General features: G+C 63.3%; 15 protein-coding genes. 7 read left to right on the top strand and 8 right to left on the bottom strand.

Features of this window, described 5'->3' with window-relative positions:
- The first annotated feature begins 1 nt into the window (after nt 1).
- Genes HNQ60_RS05920 through HNQ60_RS05935 form a run of 4 tightly spaced genes read left to right on the top strand, consistent with a single transcriptional unit; the run spans nt 2 to nt 3,421 of the window.
- Nucleotides 2-529 (top strand): RNA polymerase sigma factor, encoded by a 528-nt coding sequence (locus HNQ60_RS05920; RefSeq protein WP_184330048.1) that lies wholly within the window; start codon nt 2-4, stop codon nt 527-529.
- Nucleotides 526-978, top strand: a complete 453-nt coding sequence (locus HNQ60_RS05925) for a hypothetical protein (protein WP_184330049.1) — start codon at nt 526-528, stop codon at nt 976-978. The genes HNQ60_RS05920 and HNQ60_RS05925 overlap by 4 nt, the downstream gene beginning before the upstream one ends.
- Nucleotides 979-2,709, top strand: coding sequence for an RDD family protein (locus HNQ60_RS05930; RefSeq protein WP_184330050.1), 1,731 nt, complete (start codon nt 979-981; stop codon nt 2,707-2,709).
- Between the two features lie 40 nt (nt 2,710-2,749).
- Complete coding sequence (locus HNQ60_RS05935) at nt 2,750-3,421, top strand: suppressor of fused domain protein (RefSeq protein WP_281382656.1); 672 nt, start codon at nt 2,750-2,752, stop codon at nt 3,419-3,421.
- Nucleotides 3,422-3,538: 117 nt separating this feature from the next.
- On the opposite strand, the gene mltA is transcribed toward HNQ60_RS05935, so the two are convergent.
- The 6 genes from mltA to HNQ60_RS05965 form a co-directional block, all read right to left on the bottom strand.
- The gene (gene mltA, locus HNQ60_RS05940) at nt 3,539-4,696 is read right to left on the bottom strand and encodes a murein transglycosylase A (protein ID WP_184330052.1); all 1,158 of its coding nucleotides are present in this window, start codon (nt 4,694-4,696) and stop codon (nt 3,539-3,541) included.
- An 80-nt stretch (nt 4,697-4,776) separates the two neighbouring features.
- A complete protein-coding gene (gene srmL, locus HNQ60_RS05945; RefSeq protein ID WP_184330053.1) occupies nt 4,777-5,892 on the bottom strand; it encodes a PheS-related mystery ligase SrmL in 1,116 nt (371 codons plus the stop codon).
- A gap of 254 nt (nt 5,893-6,146) precedes the next feature.
- Nucleotides 6,147-7,259 carry an adenylate/guanylate cyclase domain-containing protein gene (locus HNQ60_RS05950; protein ID WP_184330054.1) on the bottom strand — a complete coding sequence of 371 codons (1,113 nt, stop codon included), beginning with the start codon at nt 7,257-7,259 and terminating at the stop codon, nt 6,147-6,149.
- A gap of 66 nt (nt 7,260-7,325) precedes the next feature.
- Nucleotides 7,326-8,774: a bifunctional 2-methylcitrate dehydratase/aconitate hydratase gene (locus HNQ60_RS05955; RefSeq protein ID WP_184330055.1), complete on the bottom strand. Its 1,449-nt coding sequence runs from the start codon at nt 8,772-8,774 to the stop codon at nt 7,326-7,328.
- A 7-nt stretch (nt 8,775-8,781) separates the two neighbouring features.
- The gene (prpC, locus tag HNQ60_RS05960) at nt 8,782-9,933 is read right to left on the bottom strand and encodes a bifunctional 2-methylcitrate synthase/citrate synthase (protein WP_184330056.1); all 1,152 of its coding nucleotides are present in this window, start codon (nt 9,931-9,933) and stop codon (nt 8,782-8,784) included.
- Between the two features lie 177 nt (nt 9,934-10,110).
- Nucleotides 10,111-10,557 (bottom strand): Hsp20/alpha crystallin family protein, encoded by a 447-nt coding sequence (locus tag HNQ60_RS05965; RefSeq protein WP_184330057.1) that lies wholly within the window; start codon nt 10,555-10,557, stop codon nt 10,111-10,113.
- A gap of 166 nt (nt 10,558-10,723) precedes the next feature.
- Between HNQ60_RS05965 and HNQ60_RS05970 the strand changes: the two genes are divergently transcribed.
- Nucleotides 10,724-11,950 carry a hypothetical protein gene (locus HNQ60_RS05970; RefSeq protein ID WP_184330058.1) on the top strand — a complete coding sequence of 409 codons (1,227 nt, stop codon included), beginning with the start codon at nt 10,724-10,726 and terminating at the stop codon, nt 11,948-11,950.
- 93 nt (nt 11,951-12,043) lie between these two features.
- Here HNQ60_RS05970 and HNQ60_RS05975 read toward each other — a convergent pair whose 3' ends face one another.
- The gene (locus tag HNQ60_RS05975; protein ID WP_184330059.1) at nt 12,044-13,000 is read right to left on the bottom strand and encodes a Gfo/Idh/MocA family protein; all 957 of its coding nucleotides are present in this window, start codon (nt 12,998-13,000) and stop codon (nt 12,044-12,046) included.
- Between the two features lie 103 nt (nt 13,001-13,103).
- Here HNQ60_RS05975 and HNQ60_RS05980 point away from each other — a divergent pair, with 103 nt between their 5' ends.
- Nucleotides 13,104-13,460 carry a hypothetical protein gene (locus HNQ60_RS05980; protein ID WP_184330060.1) on the top strand — a complete coding sequence of 119 codons (357 nt, stop codon included), beginning with the start codon at nt 13,104-13,106 and terminating at the stop codon, nt 13,458-13,460.
- Nucleotides 13,461-13,629: 169 nt separating this feature from the next.
- Nucleotides 13,630-13,851 carry a hypothetical protein gene (locus HNQ60_RS05985; protein WP_184330061.1) on the top strand — a complete coding sequence of 74 codons (222 nt, stop codon included), beginning with the start codon at nt 13,630-13,632 and terminating at the stop codon, nt 13,849-13,851.
- Nucleotides 13,852-14,073: 222 nt separating this feature from the next.
- Here HNQ60_RS05985 and HNQ60_RS05990 read toward each other — a convergent pair whose 3' ends face one another.
- The gene (locus HNQ60_RS05990; RefSeq protein ID WP_184330062.1) at nt 14,074-14,361 is read right to left on the bottom strand and encodes a hypothetical protein; all 288 of its coding nucleotides are present in this window, start codon (nt 14,359-14,361) and stop codon (nt 14,074-14,076) included.
- Between the last annotated feature and the right edge of the window lie 105 nt (nt 14,362-14,466).

A 14,466-nucleotide genomic window follows, 5' to 3' on the forward strand; every position in this document is an offset into this window, starting at 1 on the left:
CATGCGTGCATATCAGGACATGGTGTTTTCGACGGCCGCGCGGATGACCGGTAACGACGCGCAGGCCGAAGACATTGCGCAGGAAGTCTTTCTCAAGGCGTACGAGAACTTCGACCAGCTTCGTGAGAGCCCGACGGCGGGCGGCTGGCTGAAGACGGTAGCCACGAATCTCACGCTGAATCACCTGTCCCGTTACCGCAAGCGCTGGCGGTTCTTCTCGGAGATGCGCGACGAAAGCGACGGCGACGATGCGCCGGAAATCGACTTCGCCGCTCCCGAGGAACTGTTGCCGGGGCTCGATGCGGAGCAAAGACGCGAAGTGATCGAACGCGCATTGCAGAAGCTGCCCGACCATCATCGGCTGCCCCTGGTGCTCTATCACTTCGAAGAGATGCCTTACGAGGAGATCGCGGCGAAGCTGCAGATCTCCCTCGCGAAGGTGAAGGTCGACATCCTGCGGGCGCGACGCGCGCTCGCCAAGTCACTCGCGCTTAGCGAGCTTCACGCGGAACCCCTGACATCGCAATGACACACACCAACCCCAACGATCGTCTCGAGCAGCTCACCGCTGCCGTGCTGCGCGAGCTTCCCGCTCGCCGCGCGCCGCGGACGCTGGAGGCGCGCGTATTCGCGGAAATCGAACGCCGTGCTGCTAAGCCCTGGTGGCAGTCCAGTTTCATGGAATGGCCGGCGCTCGTTCGCATCCTCTTCGTGCTGGCCAGCATCGTGACCGGCGTACTGGCCGTTCGCGGCTCGACCTGGCTGTTCGGCGAATCGTCGAGCGCCCTGTCCGGTATCGAATCCAATCTGAGTCCCGCTGCGTCGTCGGTGAAGACGACCTTCCACATCTTCCACTCGGTTGCCGACAGCATCCCCAGCTTCTGGATCTACAGCGGGCTGGCGCTGATGGCAGTCATGTATCTCGCCCTGTTCGGCATCGGCGCTGCCGCCTATCGCACCCTTCACGCGAATCGCTGAATGAATACTCTCAATACCCCCATCATGAACCTGCGTAGCTTCCCTTTTGGCGACCTGATGCGCGGCGCATTGCTGGCACTGGTCGGTTCGCTGGCCCTGCCCGCACTGGCGGCGCAGGAAACTCCGCCTTCTCCACCCTCCCCCTCGGTCGAAGTGGAAACACCTCAACCGCAGGCCGATGACTCCGGCGTGAAAGTGGAAGTCGAAGTCGACGATTTCGACAAGGACTTCGACGAAGCCTTCAACCGGCGATCGCACGATCACAGCGTCATCGTCAAATTCGACGACGCGAACGTCGCGGAGCACGAAACTGTCGATGCGGTCGTCTCCATCGGCGGATCATCGACGGTTGCCGGCACGGTCCGCGAAGCAGTCGTTTCGATCTTCGGCAACACGAGAGTGACCGGACCCGTCGGCGACGGCGCAGTGGCCATCTTCGGCGACGTCTACGTGAACAGCAGAGTTCGCGGCGACGTCGCCGCCATCTTCGGCAACGTCGAACTGGGCCCTGAAGCGCGCATCGGCGGCGAGCTCGTCGTGGTCAGCGGATCGCTCGTCCGTGATCCCGCTGCAACGGTCGATCGCGGCGTCCAGCAGGTGACGCTGCCCTTCGACTTCGGCCGCTTCGAATGGCTTCGTCCGTGGATCAAGCACTGCTTCCTCTACGCCCGTCCGCTCGCACTCGAACCGGGTCTGGGCTGGGCCTGGACGCTCGCGTTCGGATTCCTGACGCTCTACGTCCTGCTGGCGCTGATGTTCTCGAACGCCGTCGAGAAGTGCGTGACCACCATCGAGACCCGTCCGGGTCAGACACTGGTCGCGTCTATCCTCACCGTCCTCGCGAGCCCGATCTTGACGGTGCTGCTGGCCGTCACGGTCATCGGCGCGGTGCTGATTCCCTTCTTCTGGGTGGGACTCTTCGTCGCGGGACTCTTCGGCAAGACAGTCATCCTTGCAGCGCTCGGCCGTCGCCTCACCCGCGCGTTCGGCAGTGGTTCACCGCAGGGGGACGTCGCCATCGCGGTTGTCGTCGGCGGACTCATCGTGCTGGGTCTCTACATGGTGCCGGTGGTCGGGTTCATCGCCTACAAAGTCATCGGCATCCTGGGGTTGGGCACGATCGCATACACCTTGCTGCTCGCCGCCCAGGCGAAGCGCCAGGAGTCCGAAGCGCTCGCAGCAGCAGCGGCTCCTGCTCCGCTCGCTCCTTCGGCAGTCAGCGTCGACACTTCAGGTGCAACACCCGAAATGTCAGCAGCGGGCTCGAGCGCCGACGCAGGCGCAGGCGCAGCTGCCGCAGCACAGCCGGCCGCATCGGCGAGCGCGGCGGCGGCTGAGCCCGCAATTCCGGAAACCGCATTGCCTCGCGCCGGCTTCTGGATCCGCATGGGCGCGTTGCTGGTCGACATGATCCTGGTCGGCGTGGTATTCAGCATGCTCCGGGGCGATGATGCATTTCTGCCGGTGCTCGCCGCCTACGGCGCGATCATGTGGAAGCTGAAGGGCACGACTGTCGGCGGCATCCTGTTCAACCTGAAGATCGTGCGCGCCGATGGCCGCCCGGTCGACTGGCCTACGTCCATCGTGCGTGCCCTTAGCTGCTTCCTCTCGCTCGTGGTCGCCGGCCTCGGCTTCATCTGGATCGCCTTCGACAAGGATCGTCAGGCATGGCACGACAAGATCGCCGGAACGCTCGTGGTGCGTACGACCAAGGGTGTGGCGCTTCTGTAAGTCGTCGTAGAATCCGCACTCCGACGAACGGAGTGCGGAGTTGACCAGCGATTCCTCAAACACCTTTGCCGATCCATCGGGCGAAGGAGCGCGTACCGACATCCGGGCGCACATCGAACGCCACATCGGACCGGTAGGCAAAGTCTTCCACGAGCAGGACTCGCTCCTGACCGTCGATATCCTCTCGGTGCCCGCCGCGATCGATCGGCCGGTGCACATGCTGTTCACGGCCGGCATGAGCGATCGCGCGATGAATACCGGCGGCCGCAGGAACGCGCCGCAGCACATCGAGCTGATGATGACGCTGCCGGAGACCTGGAAGCTTGACAGTCTCGGCGCCGCAGATCCCGAATACTGGCCCATCCGCGTGCTCGCTCAATTGGCGCGCGAGCCTCTGCGTCGCGGCACTGCGCTTGGCTGGGGGGACACAGTTGCCAATGGCGAACCGCCGATCCCGTACGCAAAAGGCACCGCGCTCTGTGGTGTGATCATTGCCCCGTCGCTGCTGGTCCCGAAGGATTTCTATCAGCTGGACGTTGACCGCCGGCACATCGAGTTCTACGCCGCAATTCCGCTGTATCGCGAGGAGCTCAAGCTCCGGGCCGACGAAGGAATGGAGACGCTGCTCACGCGGCTGCTGGAACACCGCGTCAACGATCTGGTGGATCCGCGCCGGCGGAATGTGACGAAGAAGCTGTTTGGGTTGTTTTGAGGCAGATGGACTCCCGCGTGCGCCGCAGTGACTGCAGTTGTCATTCCCGCGAAAGCGGGAATCCATCCGGACGAAGATGGACTCCCGCGTGCGCGGGAGTGACGGAGCCGGAGCCTTCTACTTCACCGGCGGCGGCACACTCCCCTTCGGCCACAGCAGCCACATCTTTCCCTGCTGCTTCATGCGACCCGCGGACTCCGTTGCCGCGGGACCAAAGCCCCAGAAGAAGTCCCCTCGATTGATCCCGCGAATCGCACCGCCCGTATCCTGAGCAATCATGAGCCGTTTGAGCGGCTGATCCGAATTCGGCTGAGTCGTCGCGAGGAACACGGGCGCGCCGAGTGGAATGAACTGGGGATCGACCGCAAGCGAGCGCCCCGCGGTCAGCGGTACGCCCAATGCGCCCTTCGGACCGAGCGTGGGATCGTCGATACGTTCTTCGCGGAAGAACACGACGCTCGGGTTGGCGTTCAGGACTTCATCCTTGCGCTCCGGATGCTTGGCGACCCAGCGACGAATCTCCTGCGCCGACGCCTGATCGAGCGTCATCTCGCCCTGGTCGACGAGATAGCGGCCGATCGACCGATAGGGATGACCGTTCTGATCCGCGTAGGCGATGCGAATCATCGTGCCGTCGCCGAGCTGCACGCGACCCGAGCCCTGAACCTCCAGAAAGAATGCATCCACCGCGTTGTCGACCCAGATCAGTTCCTTGCCCTTCAACGACGGCGCACTGCTGGTCTCTCCGCGGGTGAAGTAAGGCACGACCTTTTTCCCGACGACACGTCCCCGCACGCGCTTGCCCTTCAGCTCGGGAAACAGCTCCGTGAGATCGACGGTCAGCAGATCGTCCGGCGGCGCATACAGCGGCACTGCGAAAGCCTGACTTGGCTTGCGCGATCCGCGAAGCAGCGGTTCGTAGTAACCCGTGATCAGTCCGCTATCGACGACCTGATGCAGGCCGGCCGTCTGCACGACGCGGTACGGCGTGAAATGGGTTTCGAAGAAGCTGCGCGGCGACGGGTTCGATTGCGCCGCCGCGCAAACGGTCTGCCATTCCGCACGGCTGCCGATCGCGCGGCAACTGCGTTCGAAGGCAGTCCACGCATCCTGGACCGAGTCGCCGTTCCAGCCATCGACCTTCCCCCACTCCACAGGCTCGTAGCGAACCTGCGGCTTGGCTGGCGGTGGCGGTTCAGGAGGCGTCGTGACGCACGCCTGCAGCAGGCAGGCAATGACGATCAGCGAAAACAGGCGTGGCGCGAACCGGGGCATTCGAAACGTTCCTTCTCATCGTCGAACGGGTCGAAGTATGCCTGCGATCGCGCCGCTTGCCTGCCCGTCGCCACCTCGCGTCACAACGATTCGCGCGCGGCCCATGTGCTCACGCTGCCTTCATGAAGCGCGGCGTAGATCTCATCGCGCAGCTCGTTGGCCTGGACCGATGTCAGTGTTCGACTGAGATCGCGGATGACGAGGCGCAGGAGCACGTTCTTCTGGTCCGCGCTCATTCCCAATCTGCGGCGCGCCGCCAACGAGAGATCCCACCACGACGTTTCGCTCATCACGCTGATCTCCTCGAGCGCATTGCTGCGGCTTCCCAGCACGCCGCGAACTTTGTCTCCCAGCTCTTCCGCGGTCGCCGTCGACGCGACAGCGATGGAGAGATCACGCTGGATCGCCGGCTGCGACGACACGGGATGCCACGGATCGAGATCGAGCATCTGCTTTGTGATACGCGGATCGTCGGAACGCAGCACGCGGATATCGTCGATGCCTTTGCGGAGCATGAGCATGCGGTCGAGCCCGATGCCCATCGCAAGCCCGGAATGATCCTGCAGACCAGCGGCGTCGAGCACCGCTGACGCCGCCAGTCCGCATTCGAGGATCTCGACCCAGCGGCCGTTCACCTGCGCATGCACTTCGAGCCCGTCCTGAGTGTATGGATGCACCGCCGGATCGAGGCGAACCGGCGCGCCGGGCAACATGGCCCCCGTCACCGCCAGAATCATTCCTTCGAGATCCTCACGACGCATCTTGCCGCGGGTGACTCGCCACAGGTCGAGCTGATGCGGCTCGCCGACATGAAGCCTGTCGATGGCATCGCGCCGATACGTAAGGCCAGGGCACGCGATGAGGACATCATCGTACTGAGCGGCGGCGAGCATCTTCAGGGCACCCGGGATCATGGCTGACGTCTGTGTCCGCAGCAGCAACTGGTCGGTGAGATACCGCGTATAGCGCGCATCGCGCGCCACACCGTCCGTCGGATACTGAAGTTCGTCGTAGTTCGCGGCTACGGGCACGAGCGCCGGCGCTCGATAGACGATCGCGGTGGATTGCCACAAGGCCGTGAGCGCACTGATGGCCCCTTGCACCAGAATCTGCATCGCATGCGGCCCCCACGCCGCATCGGTGAGATCGCGCACATCCAGCGCACGGCGGTAAGCAGCAGCATCAAGAAGAGACATGACACACCTCGGATTCGGTTGAAGTTCGGGAACGCGCTGCGCGAGCAGCAGACGAAGCGAACCCCCGCACCAGGATCAGGCGGTCAGTCGTTCAGGGAAGGATCAGTGAAGGATTAGTGAACAGATCCGCACACACCGGAACGCCCGACGCCTGAAACAGGCCGGGGGCCGGTAAATCGAAAGGTGTGCGTGCCGGAAAGCATGGCTTGAATGTAGCGGGGAACCGGGGGCCGAGGCAAGCGGCCGCCACCCGCTCAATGCCTGAAATCGATCCGGTGATCGCTTGGCACGCAGAAGATATCGATCGGGCTCGAGCGGCCGCGCAGGATCATCGGCGGCAGGGCGAGCGGAACGATATCGATGCCGGATCCGTCCAGGGAACGCAGCACGGCTTCGGAGAACAGCATCTCCCCTGCCCGTGCCCGCTGCGCCAGACGAGCGGCGACGTTCACGGTGTCGCCGATGATCGTGTAGTTCATGTAGGAGGCCGAGCCGACGTTGCCGGCAATGACTTCGCCGACGTTGATGCCGATCCCGAGACCGGTTTCGATGTCGTGCGATATTTTCCATCGACCCGCCAGCTCGCCGAAGCGCAGCAGCATCTGGCGCGCGGCGGCGATCGCACGCTGCGGCCCATCCGCCTGTTCGACCGGCACGCCGAATCCGATCAGCAGGCTGTCGCCCGCCATGCTGAAGATCGTACCGTCGTACTCGAACGCGACGTCCGTCAGCAGGCTGAAGAATTCATTCAGGAGCGAGACGACTTCCGTGGGCGCCAGGCGCTCGGACAGCGCAGTGAACCCACGCATGTCGGCGAACATGACCGCAGCAGCGCTTCGCGTGTTCGCGCCCGTCAGCATGGAATCGCGCAGATCCGGGTTCTCCAGAATCCGGTCCGCCACCTTCGGGGAAATGTAACGGCGGAACGCAGCACGAATCGCTTCGCGCCGCTTCACTTCTTCGGCGAGCTGTTCCGCGGCCAGCTGCCTGCGGGAAGCTGCGGCGCGCAGCAAGCCATGGACGCGAACCAGGAACTCGTCACGCCGGATCTGCTGGGTGAGGAAGTCGTCGACACCGGCGTCGAAGGCGGCGAGCCGCGACTTCGACGTTCGGGACAGCGCGAGGATCGGGAGGGAGACCGTGGCCGGGTTGACCTTGAGGCCGCGGCACATGTCGGCGAGTGCTTTCGACTCGCCGTCGATCGCGACCACGATCAGGTCGGGCATCCGCGCCGCAACACTGCCGATGACCTGGTCCGGAGACACGACGTCGTCGATGACGATGTCGGAGCCTTCCAGCATTCGGATCAAGAGCGCATGGCTTTCGGCGCGCTCGCCGACGAACAACGCTCTGAAGGAGCCTCGCATCCAACCTCCCGCAACCGGCGACGATCCATTTCTTTGTGGACTTCTGCGCCGTCGCGAGGAGAGAGCTTAATTCTTTACCAGACCGGCTACAAACTCCTGCACGGGCAGAGATTCGAGTCTTGCACGGTCGGCGAAGAGCGTTTTGATCGATTCGGCCTGCTTCGGGGAGAAATGCGCGGTGACCGACTGCTCGAATTTCTTCCGCAGGACCGGAATTCCTTCCTCGCGCCGCTTGCTATGCCCGATCGGATAGTCGATGGCGATGCGGGGCGTCGATGAGCCGTCGTTGAAGAATACCTGCACGGCGTTACCGATATACCGCTTGTCCGGTGCGTAGTACTCCTGAGTGAACGTGGTGTTTTCCAACACCTGAGTCCTGACGCGAAGACCGTCGATGCGCAGATCCGCCGCGACAGAGTCTTCGTAGTCCTCCGCTGTGAGCCGGCCGAAGAGGAGCGCGACTGCGACCATGTACTGGATGCAATGGTCGCGATCGGCCGGATTGGCGAGCGGACCCGTCTTGTCGATGATGCGGACGCCCGATTCCTGCGTTTCGATGACGACCCGGTCGATGTGGTCGAGCCGGTCCTGGACGAGAGGGTGCAGCGCGATGGCCGCTTCGACCGCGGTCTGTCCGTGAAACTCGGCCGGATACGAGATCTTGAACAGGATGTTCTCCATCACGTAGCTGCCGAACCGCTGCGGGTACGCCAGCGCCTTGCCATCGAACAGAACGTCCTGAAATCCCCAGGTCTTCGCAGTCAGCGCGGACGGATAACCCATCTCGCCCGCCATCGCCATCAATGCATGGCGGACGGCACGGCTGGTCGCATCGCCCGCTGCCCAGCTCTTGCGCGACCCCGTGTTCGGCGCGTGCCGATAGGTCCGCAACGCGCCACCGTCGACCCACGCATTGGAAACCGCATTGATGATCTGCTCGCGCGTGCCGCTCAGCATTGCTGTCGTTACCGCGGTCGAAGCGACCCGCACGAGCAGGACATGATCCAGGCCGACGCGATTGAAACTGTTCTCGAGCGCGGTCACGCCCTGGATCTCGTGTGCCTTGATCATCGCGGTGAGGAGATCGCGCACGGTCAGCGACTTCTGCCCGAGCGTGACGTTGCGGCGCGACAGGTAGTCGGCCACCGAAAGAATGCCGCCGAGATTGTCGGAAGGATGGCCCCACTCCGCCGCCAGCCACGTATCGTTGAAATCCAGCCAGCGGACCATCGCGCCGATGTTGAACGCTGCCTGCACGGGATCGAGCTCATACGAAGTCCCCGGCACGCGCGCACCGCCAGGCATGGTCGCGCCGGGCACCACCGGGCCGAGCAACTTCGTGCAGGCCGGATACTTCAACGCCTGGAATCCGCAGGCGAGCGTATCCATCAGGCAATAGAACGCGGTCTCGTAGGCCAGCTCGCTCTCGACGCGATAGGACAGCGCGTACTCGGCGATATCGACCAGCACCTGGTCGGGCGGCGGCCGATGAGCGGATTTGATGTCGTGGGACATCAGCGCATCACTTCCTCTGATCGAGCGGCACGAACTTCAGGTTCTCCGGCCCCGTGTAATTTGCACTCGGGCGGATGATCTTGCCGTCGATGCGCTGTTCGATCACATGGGCCGACCATCCGGTGGTTCGCGCAATCACGAACAGCGGCGTGAACATCGCGGTCGGCACCCCCATCTGGTAGTACGAGACCGCGGAGAACCAGTCGAGATTCGGGAACATGTTCTTCGCGTCCTTCATCACGGCTTCCAGGCGCTCGGCGATGCTGAACATCTTCATGTCGCCGCTTTCCTGCGCGAGCTTGCGGGCGACTTCCTTGATGACCTGGTTGCGCGGATCGGAAATCGTGTAGACGGGATGACCGAAACCGATCACGACTTCCTTGTTCGCGACGCGCGCGCGGATGTCCTTCTCGGCTTCATCAGGCGTCTCGTAGCGCTGCTGGATGTCGAAGGCGACCTCGTTGGCTCCGCCGTGCTTCGGCCCGCGAAGCGCACCGATCGCGCCTGTGATCGCGGAGTAGATATCCGAACCTGTGCCCGCGATCACGCGCCCGGTGAACGTCGACGCGTTGAACTCATGCTCCGCGTAAAGAATGAGCGACGTGTGCATCGCATGCACCCAGTCCATCGACGGCCGCTCCTGGTGGAGCAGATGCAGGAAATGCCCGCCGATCGAATCGTCGTCGGTTTCCACCTCGATGCGACGACCGGCGTGGCTGAAGTGATACCAGTAGATGAGCATCGAACCGAGGCTGGCGATCAGCCGGTCGGCGATGTCGCGCGCTCCGGCGATGTTGTGATCGTCCTTTTCGGGCAGCAGGCAGCCGAGAGCGGATACGCCCGTTCGCATCACATCCATCGGGTGACTCGCCGGCGGTAGCTGCTCGAGCACGGCTTTCACCGCGGCCGGCAACGAACGCAATGCTTTGAGCTTCGCCTTGTACCCGGCCAGCTCGGCGTGGTTCGGCAGCTTGCCGTGAATCAGAAGGAAGGCGATTTCCTCGAACTCGGAAGTCGTGGCGATATCGAGGATGTCGTAGCCACGGTAGTGAAGATCGTTGCCGCTGCGTCCTACGGTGCACAGCGCGGTGTTCCCCGCCGTCACACCCGACAAAGCAACGGATTTCTTCGGCTTGAAGCCGGCAGTCGGTTCGCTCATGACCACTCCCCTAAAGTCGATCGTGGGCTCGCAAAGTTGCGGCGCATCGTACCGGGATTGCGGGTCCAACTCCACGAAGGGTCGTGGAGGGGTCATGAGGGATTGCCCATGAAAAAAGCCCGTCGGACGATCACTCGTCCGGCGGGCCTGTCTCGCATCACGCCTGTCTGGCGCGAATCAGTTCGTCACGACTTCGATGCGACGCGGCTTGGCCTTCGCCTGCTTCGGAATCGTCACTTCGAGAATGCCGTCGCGTCCCTTGGCATTCACCGCAGCGGCATCGACCGTATCCGGCAGCGTAAAGCGCCGATGGAAGCGGCCGTTGGGACGCTCGCGGCGGCTGCGCTCGACATCGTTGCCGACGGCTTCCGCAGGACGCTCACCGGTGATCGTCAGCACGCCCTGATCGAGCGTGATGTCGATCGCGCTGGCGTTGACGCCAGGGACGTCGAACTTGAGCACGAAGCGGTCGCCGTACTCGACGATATCCGCCGCCGGGATCCAGTCAGCAGTGGCCGAAGATCCCACTTCCGCATTCGCCGCCGTCTGCGTGTCGAAGATGCGGTTGATCTGACGATGCAGCTGATTCAGTGCATCCCACGGTTCATAGCGTGCAAGCGCCATAGTCGTACTCTCCATTAGAAAAAATACCAGGTTGGTTGACGAAGGGTTCCGCACCCTCTTGCCCCAAGACGTGTGGCTGGCCCGAAGGATTTCAAGCGCCTTCCGTGCACAATCTGTTCAGGCGCGTCCTGTACACTGCGACGCCATGAATCTTCCGGGCAGGAACATGCTGAAGCGGTTCGCGATCCTCGGCGCATTTGCGCTCGCCGCCCTCCCCGCCGCGGCTGCGACCTACGACGCGCACTACCGCGCGGAAGTAAAGCCCGAAGCAGGAACGATTCACATCGAGCTCAGGTTGTCCGGCGAGAAGCTGCCGAGCCGCGTCGAGCTGCACATCGATCCGAAGCGTCATCGCAATTTCACTTCGACCGACAAGCTCGGAATCGCCGAGCGCACCGTGACGTGGCGACCCACCGGAAAGTTCTCGCGGCTCAACTACGATTTCGTCGTCAATCATGAGCGCTCCTCCGGCCGCTACGATTCGCTGCTCGCCAAGGATTGGGCGCTTTTCCGCGCCGACAAGATGGTGCCGCGAATCAGCGCGACTGCGGTGCGCGGCCTGGAGTCGCGTGCGACGCTGGAGTTCGTGCTGCCGAGTGAATGGACTGCGGTCAGCGCCTACGCCGAAGACAAGGCGAATCAGAAGGCGGGCACGGTTCGCATCGACGACCCCACGAGACGTTTCGATCGGCCGGAAGGCTGGATGCTCATAGGCAAGCTCGGAAAGCGCAGCGAGCTGATCGGCGGCGTTCAGACCATCGTTGCGGCACCCGCGGGAGACGCGGCGCGTCGACAGGACATGCTTTCGTTCCTGAACTGGAATCTGCCGCACCTGCTCAACGTGTTCCCCAACTTTCCGCCGCGCGTGCTGGTCGCATCCGCCGGCGACCCGATGTGGCGCGGCGGATTGTCCGGACCGTCATCGCTTTTCATTCATGCCGACCGGCCGCTGATCAGCGAGAACCGCACGAGCACGCTGCTGCACGAGCTCGTTCACGTCGCGATGGGCATTCGTGCTGATGAGGAGAGCGACTGGATCGTCGAAGGCTTCGCCGAGTACTACTCGATCGAAACGTTGCGGCGCTCAGGCGGCATCGGCAAGCAGCGCTATGAAGAGGCATTGCGTCGCTTGCAGCAGTGGGGCAAGCGATCGCCCAACCTTTTCGATTCCCAGTCTTCCGGGGCGACGACTGCGCGCGCGGTGATTGCACTCAAGCTCGTCGACGACGAGATTCGCCTGGCGACCTCAGGCAAGGCCAGCCTCGATGACGTGGCTCGTGAACTGGCGCATCGCGGTGGAATCATCGATCTGCAGACGCTGCAGTCGATCGCGCAGAAAGTTGCGGGGCAGCCGCTCAAGTCGCTCGAGCGGAAGGTGTTGACGAATCCGTGACCGGTCATTCCCGCGCCCGCTGTCATTCCCGCGACGGCGCGAATCCATCTTGTCCAAGGCATGGATTCCCGCTTTCGCGGGGATGACAGGCAATCAGCCGGCCCCCTTCCCCGTCACCAGCTCCGCAATCTTCAACGCCGTCTGCAGCGCACGAAGGCCGTCCTCGCCCGTGACGACCGGCGGCGTCTTCTCGCGAATGGCTTTCAGAAACGCCGCGATCTCATCGCGAAGCGCATCGCCCTGATCGAACGACTCTTCCTCGATCGAGACCTGGGCCGGCGATTCCACCGGTGCCGCATCCTTCTTGCGGATCACCGTGAGAATCTTCTGCTGCATATCGATCGACAGATAGGCGTCGTCCTGGAAGATCCGGATCTTCCGTTCCTGCTTGAGACTCACACGGCTCGCGGTGGTGTTGGCGACGCAGCCTCCTTCAAACCGGATGCGCGCGTTGACGATGTCGATCTCACCTGAAAACACCTGCGCACCCACGGCATCGATGCTTTCAATCGGCCGGCCCACGAGCTCCTGAATCAGGTCGATGTCGTGGATCATCAGATCCAGCACGACGCTGACGTCCGTTCCGCGCTGCTTGAAAGGCGCGAGCCGGTGGGATTCGACGAAGCGAGGCGTCTGCAGGCGATTCACCGCCGCAACGATCGCGGGATTGAAACGCTCGAGATGCCCGACCTGGAGTACGCATCCCTTGCGGGCCGCGAGCGCCACCATTTCCGTTGCTTCCTGGACGGTCGTTGCGATCGGCTTTTCCACGAGCACATGAATGCCGCGCTCAAGCGCCGCGCAGGCGACGGCGTGATGCAGCGGCGTCGGCACGGCAATGCTGATGGCATCGACACGGTCGAGCACGTCGCGATAGTCGGTCACGGCTTCGACGCCGAGCTCCTCCGCAACCTTCCGGGCGGATTCCGCATTTGCATCCGCGACGGCCACGAGGTTCGAGCCTTCGAGCTGGCGGTACTTCTGCGCGTGAAACCGTCCCAGATAGCCGACGCCGATGACCGCCGTCCTGAGGCTCTTCGAATCGCTCATGCCTGTCCCCGGAGAGAATGTGTCCGGCCGCGATCATACGCTCGGTGCCAAAATGCTCGGTGTAAGATGCGCGCGCCACTCCAGGAGCCCCCTTTCCTTCCTCATGACGAGCAATCACCGACTCCGCTTCGAACTGATCGTCGCCAGCGTGCTGCTGGGCCTGGGGCTCTTCGCGCTTCCCGGCGTCATTTTCTGGGTTGGGACCTCGTTGCTGGGGCCCTATGGCCAGGGCACCGGCGTGGGCACCTTCTACGGTGACTTCTACGGAGATCTGGCGTCGGGCGTGGGCCGCGCCTGGGCGCTCGCACTGGGTCCGCTGGTGGTGGTGTCTCTGATTCGCCTGCTGTTCGTGAAACGCCGCGCCGAGGGAACTGGCGCGGAGCAGGAGGTCCCTGCTGCGCCGCCGCAGCCCCCAACGCAGGATCAGCGCCGCGTGGAGCCCCGCGTCAGCCTGGAATGACGCTTTTCCAAGGGGAAGTGGAAGGTTTTCCGACACGCATACTTGAATGAACGGCGGGCGTGACCGGCGTCACAGTTTGAGCAATCGGCGGTGAGCGACGCCGAGGCGGGAGGTAAGCTCTTCCCCACAACAAGTAGATTCTGCTGATTGTTTTACCGGGAAGACGCCTATGTGGTTCGCCAGACTCTTCGGCGGACGCGATGATGGAAGGGACGATGAGCTGCCGACCGCGGTCGCACCCCTTCCACCGCCTGCAACGTCCGTCACGACAACGAAGACCGCCGCTCCCGCGCCTGCCAAGCCGGCCAAGGGCAAGGGTGGTTTCGACCCCTACAACAGCGGTGCTTTCGAACGCCGCAACGCCTGGGGCAGCGTCAAGCGCCGCTCATAATCGCCCGCCGCAGTCGCCTCGTCGTGTCTGCGGTCCCAGTTCATTGACCGCCGCCGCTCCCGCCGCGTACGCTCGATCCATTCGCATCGGTGTCAGGGGGTTAGCGATTGGATTCGCCGTGGTTTGAAGCAAAAAGCCCGATCGGGCGTCGTGCCCGCGGCGTTTTCGGGAAATCCATCCCTGCCCCACGCGGTTTTGGGGCTTTCCCTCATGTCCCTGAAGTCATCGGGGCCAGTAAAACGCAACTGTGAGCGCGACGGCGACCCACATTGCGATCTGCGCGGCCCAACGCCAGTTCAGCTCCTTGAGACTGCTGTACAGACTCAGGCCCGACACGATCGACAGCGCCGCGAACATGCCGCTACTGCGCAGCAACGGTCCGAATTCCGTGGCTAACTGCGGATGACGCCCCTGCAGGACCAGATAGATGACCAGGACAGCGCACAGTCCGAACGTGATGGCCGCGGCGGAGCCGAACAGGATGGCATTGAGGACGGCGAGTGGTCGCATCGGAAACGTTCCTGGCGCAGATGACTCTATGGAAGAAGACACCTGCTCGAAGTCCGCTGACTTGAGTCGTACCCCGTCGAACCGTTAGGTTCGACGTTGCAACCG

This window comes from Povalibacter uvarum, from assembly GCF_014202975.1.
GTDB classification, from domain to species: domain Bacteria; phylum Pseudomonadota; class Gammaproteobacteria; order Steroidobacterales; family Steroidobacteraceae; genus Steroidobacter; species Steroidobacter uvarum.

Bases quoted from the DNA above. Each gene is read 5' to 3' on its own strand.
- HNQ60_RS05950 (WP_184330054.1), bottom strand. From the start codon at position 7,259: ATGCGAGGCTCCTTCAGAGCGTTGTTCGTCGGCGAGCGCGCCGAAAGC.
- HNQ60_RS05920 (WP_184330048.1), top strand. From the start codon at position 2: ATGCGTGCATATCAGGACATGGTGTTTTCGACGGCCGCGCGGATGACC.
- HNQ60_RS05990 (WP_184330062.1), bottom strand. From the start codon at position 14,361: ATGCGACCACTCGCCGTCCTCAATGCCATCCTGTTCGGCTCCGCCGCG.
- HNQ60_RS05970 (WP_184330058.1), top strand. From the start codon at position 10,724: ATGCTGAAGCGGTTCGCGATCCTCGGCGCATTTGCGCTCGCCGCCCTC.
- HNQ60_RS05955 (WP_184330055.1), bottom strand. From the start codon at position 8,774: ATGTCCCACGACATCAAATCCGCTCATCGGCCGCCGCCCGACCAGGTG.
- HNQ60_RS05925 (WP_184330049.1), top strand. From the start codon at position 526: ATGACACACACCAACCCCAACGATCGTCTCGAGCAGCTCACCGCTGCC.
- HNQ60_RS05965 (WP_184330057.1), bottom strand. From the start codon at position 10,557: ATGGCGCTTGCACGCTATGAACCGTGGGATGCACTGAATCAGCTGCAT.
- HNQ60_RS05985 (WP_184330061.1), top strand. From the start codon at position 13,630: ATGTGGTTCGCCAGACTCTTCGGCGGACGCGATGATGGAAGGGACGAT.
- HNQ60_RS05975 (WP_184330059.1), bottom strand. From the start codon at position 13,000: ATGAGCGATTCGAAGAGCCTCAGGACGGCGGTCATCGGCGTCGGCTAT.
- mltA (WP_184330052.1), bottom strand. From the start codon at position 4,696: ATGCCCCGGTTCGCGCCACGCCTGTTTTCGCTGATCGTCATTGCCTGC.
- prpC (WP_184330056.1), bottom strand. From the start codon at position 9,933: ATGAGCGAACCGACTGCCGGCTTCAAGCCGAAGAAATCCGTTGCTTTG.
- HNQ60_RS05980 (WP_184330060.1), top strand. From the start codon at position 13,104: ATGACGAGCAATCACCGACTCCGCTTCGAACTGATCGTCGCCAGCGTG.
- srmL (WP_184330053.1), bottom strand. From the start codon at position 5,892: ATGTCTCTTCTTGATGCTGCTGCTTACCGCCGTGCGCTGGATGTGCGC.
- HNQ60_RS05930 (WP_184330050.1), top strand. From the start codon at position 979: ATGAATACTCTCAATACCCCCATCATGAACCTGCGTAGCTTCCCTTTT.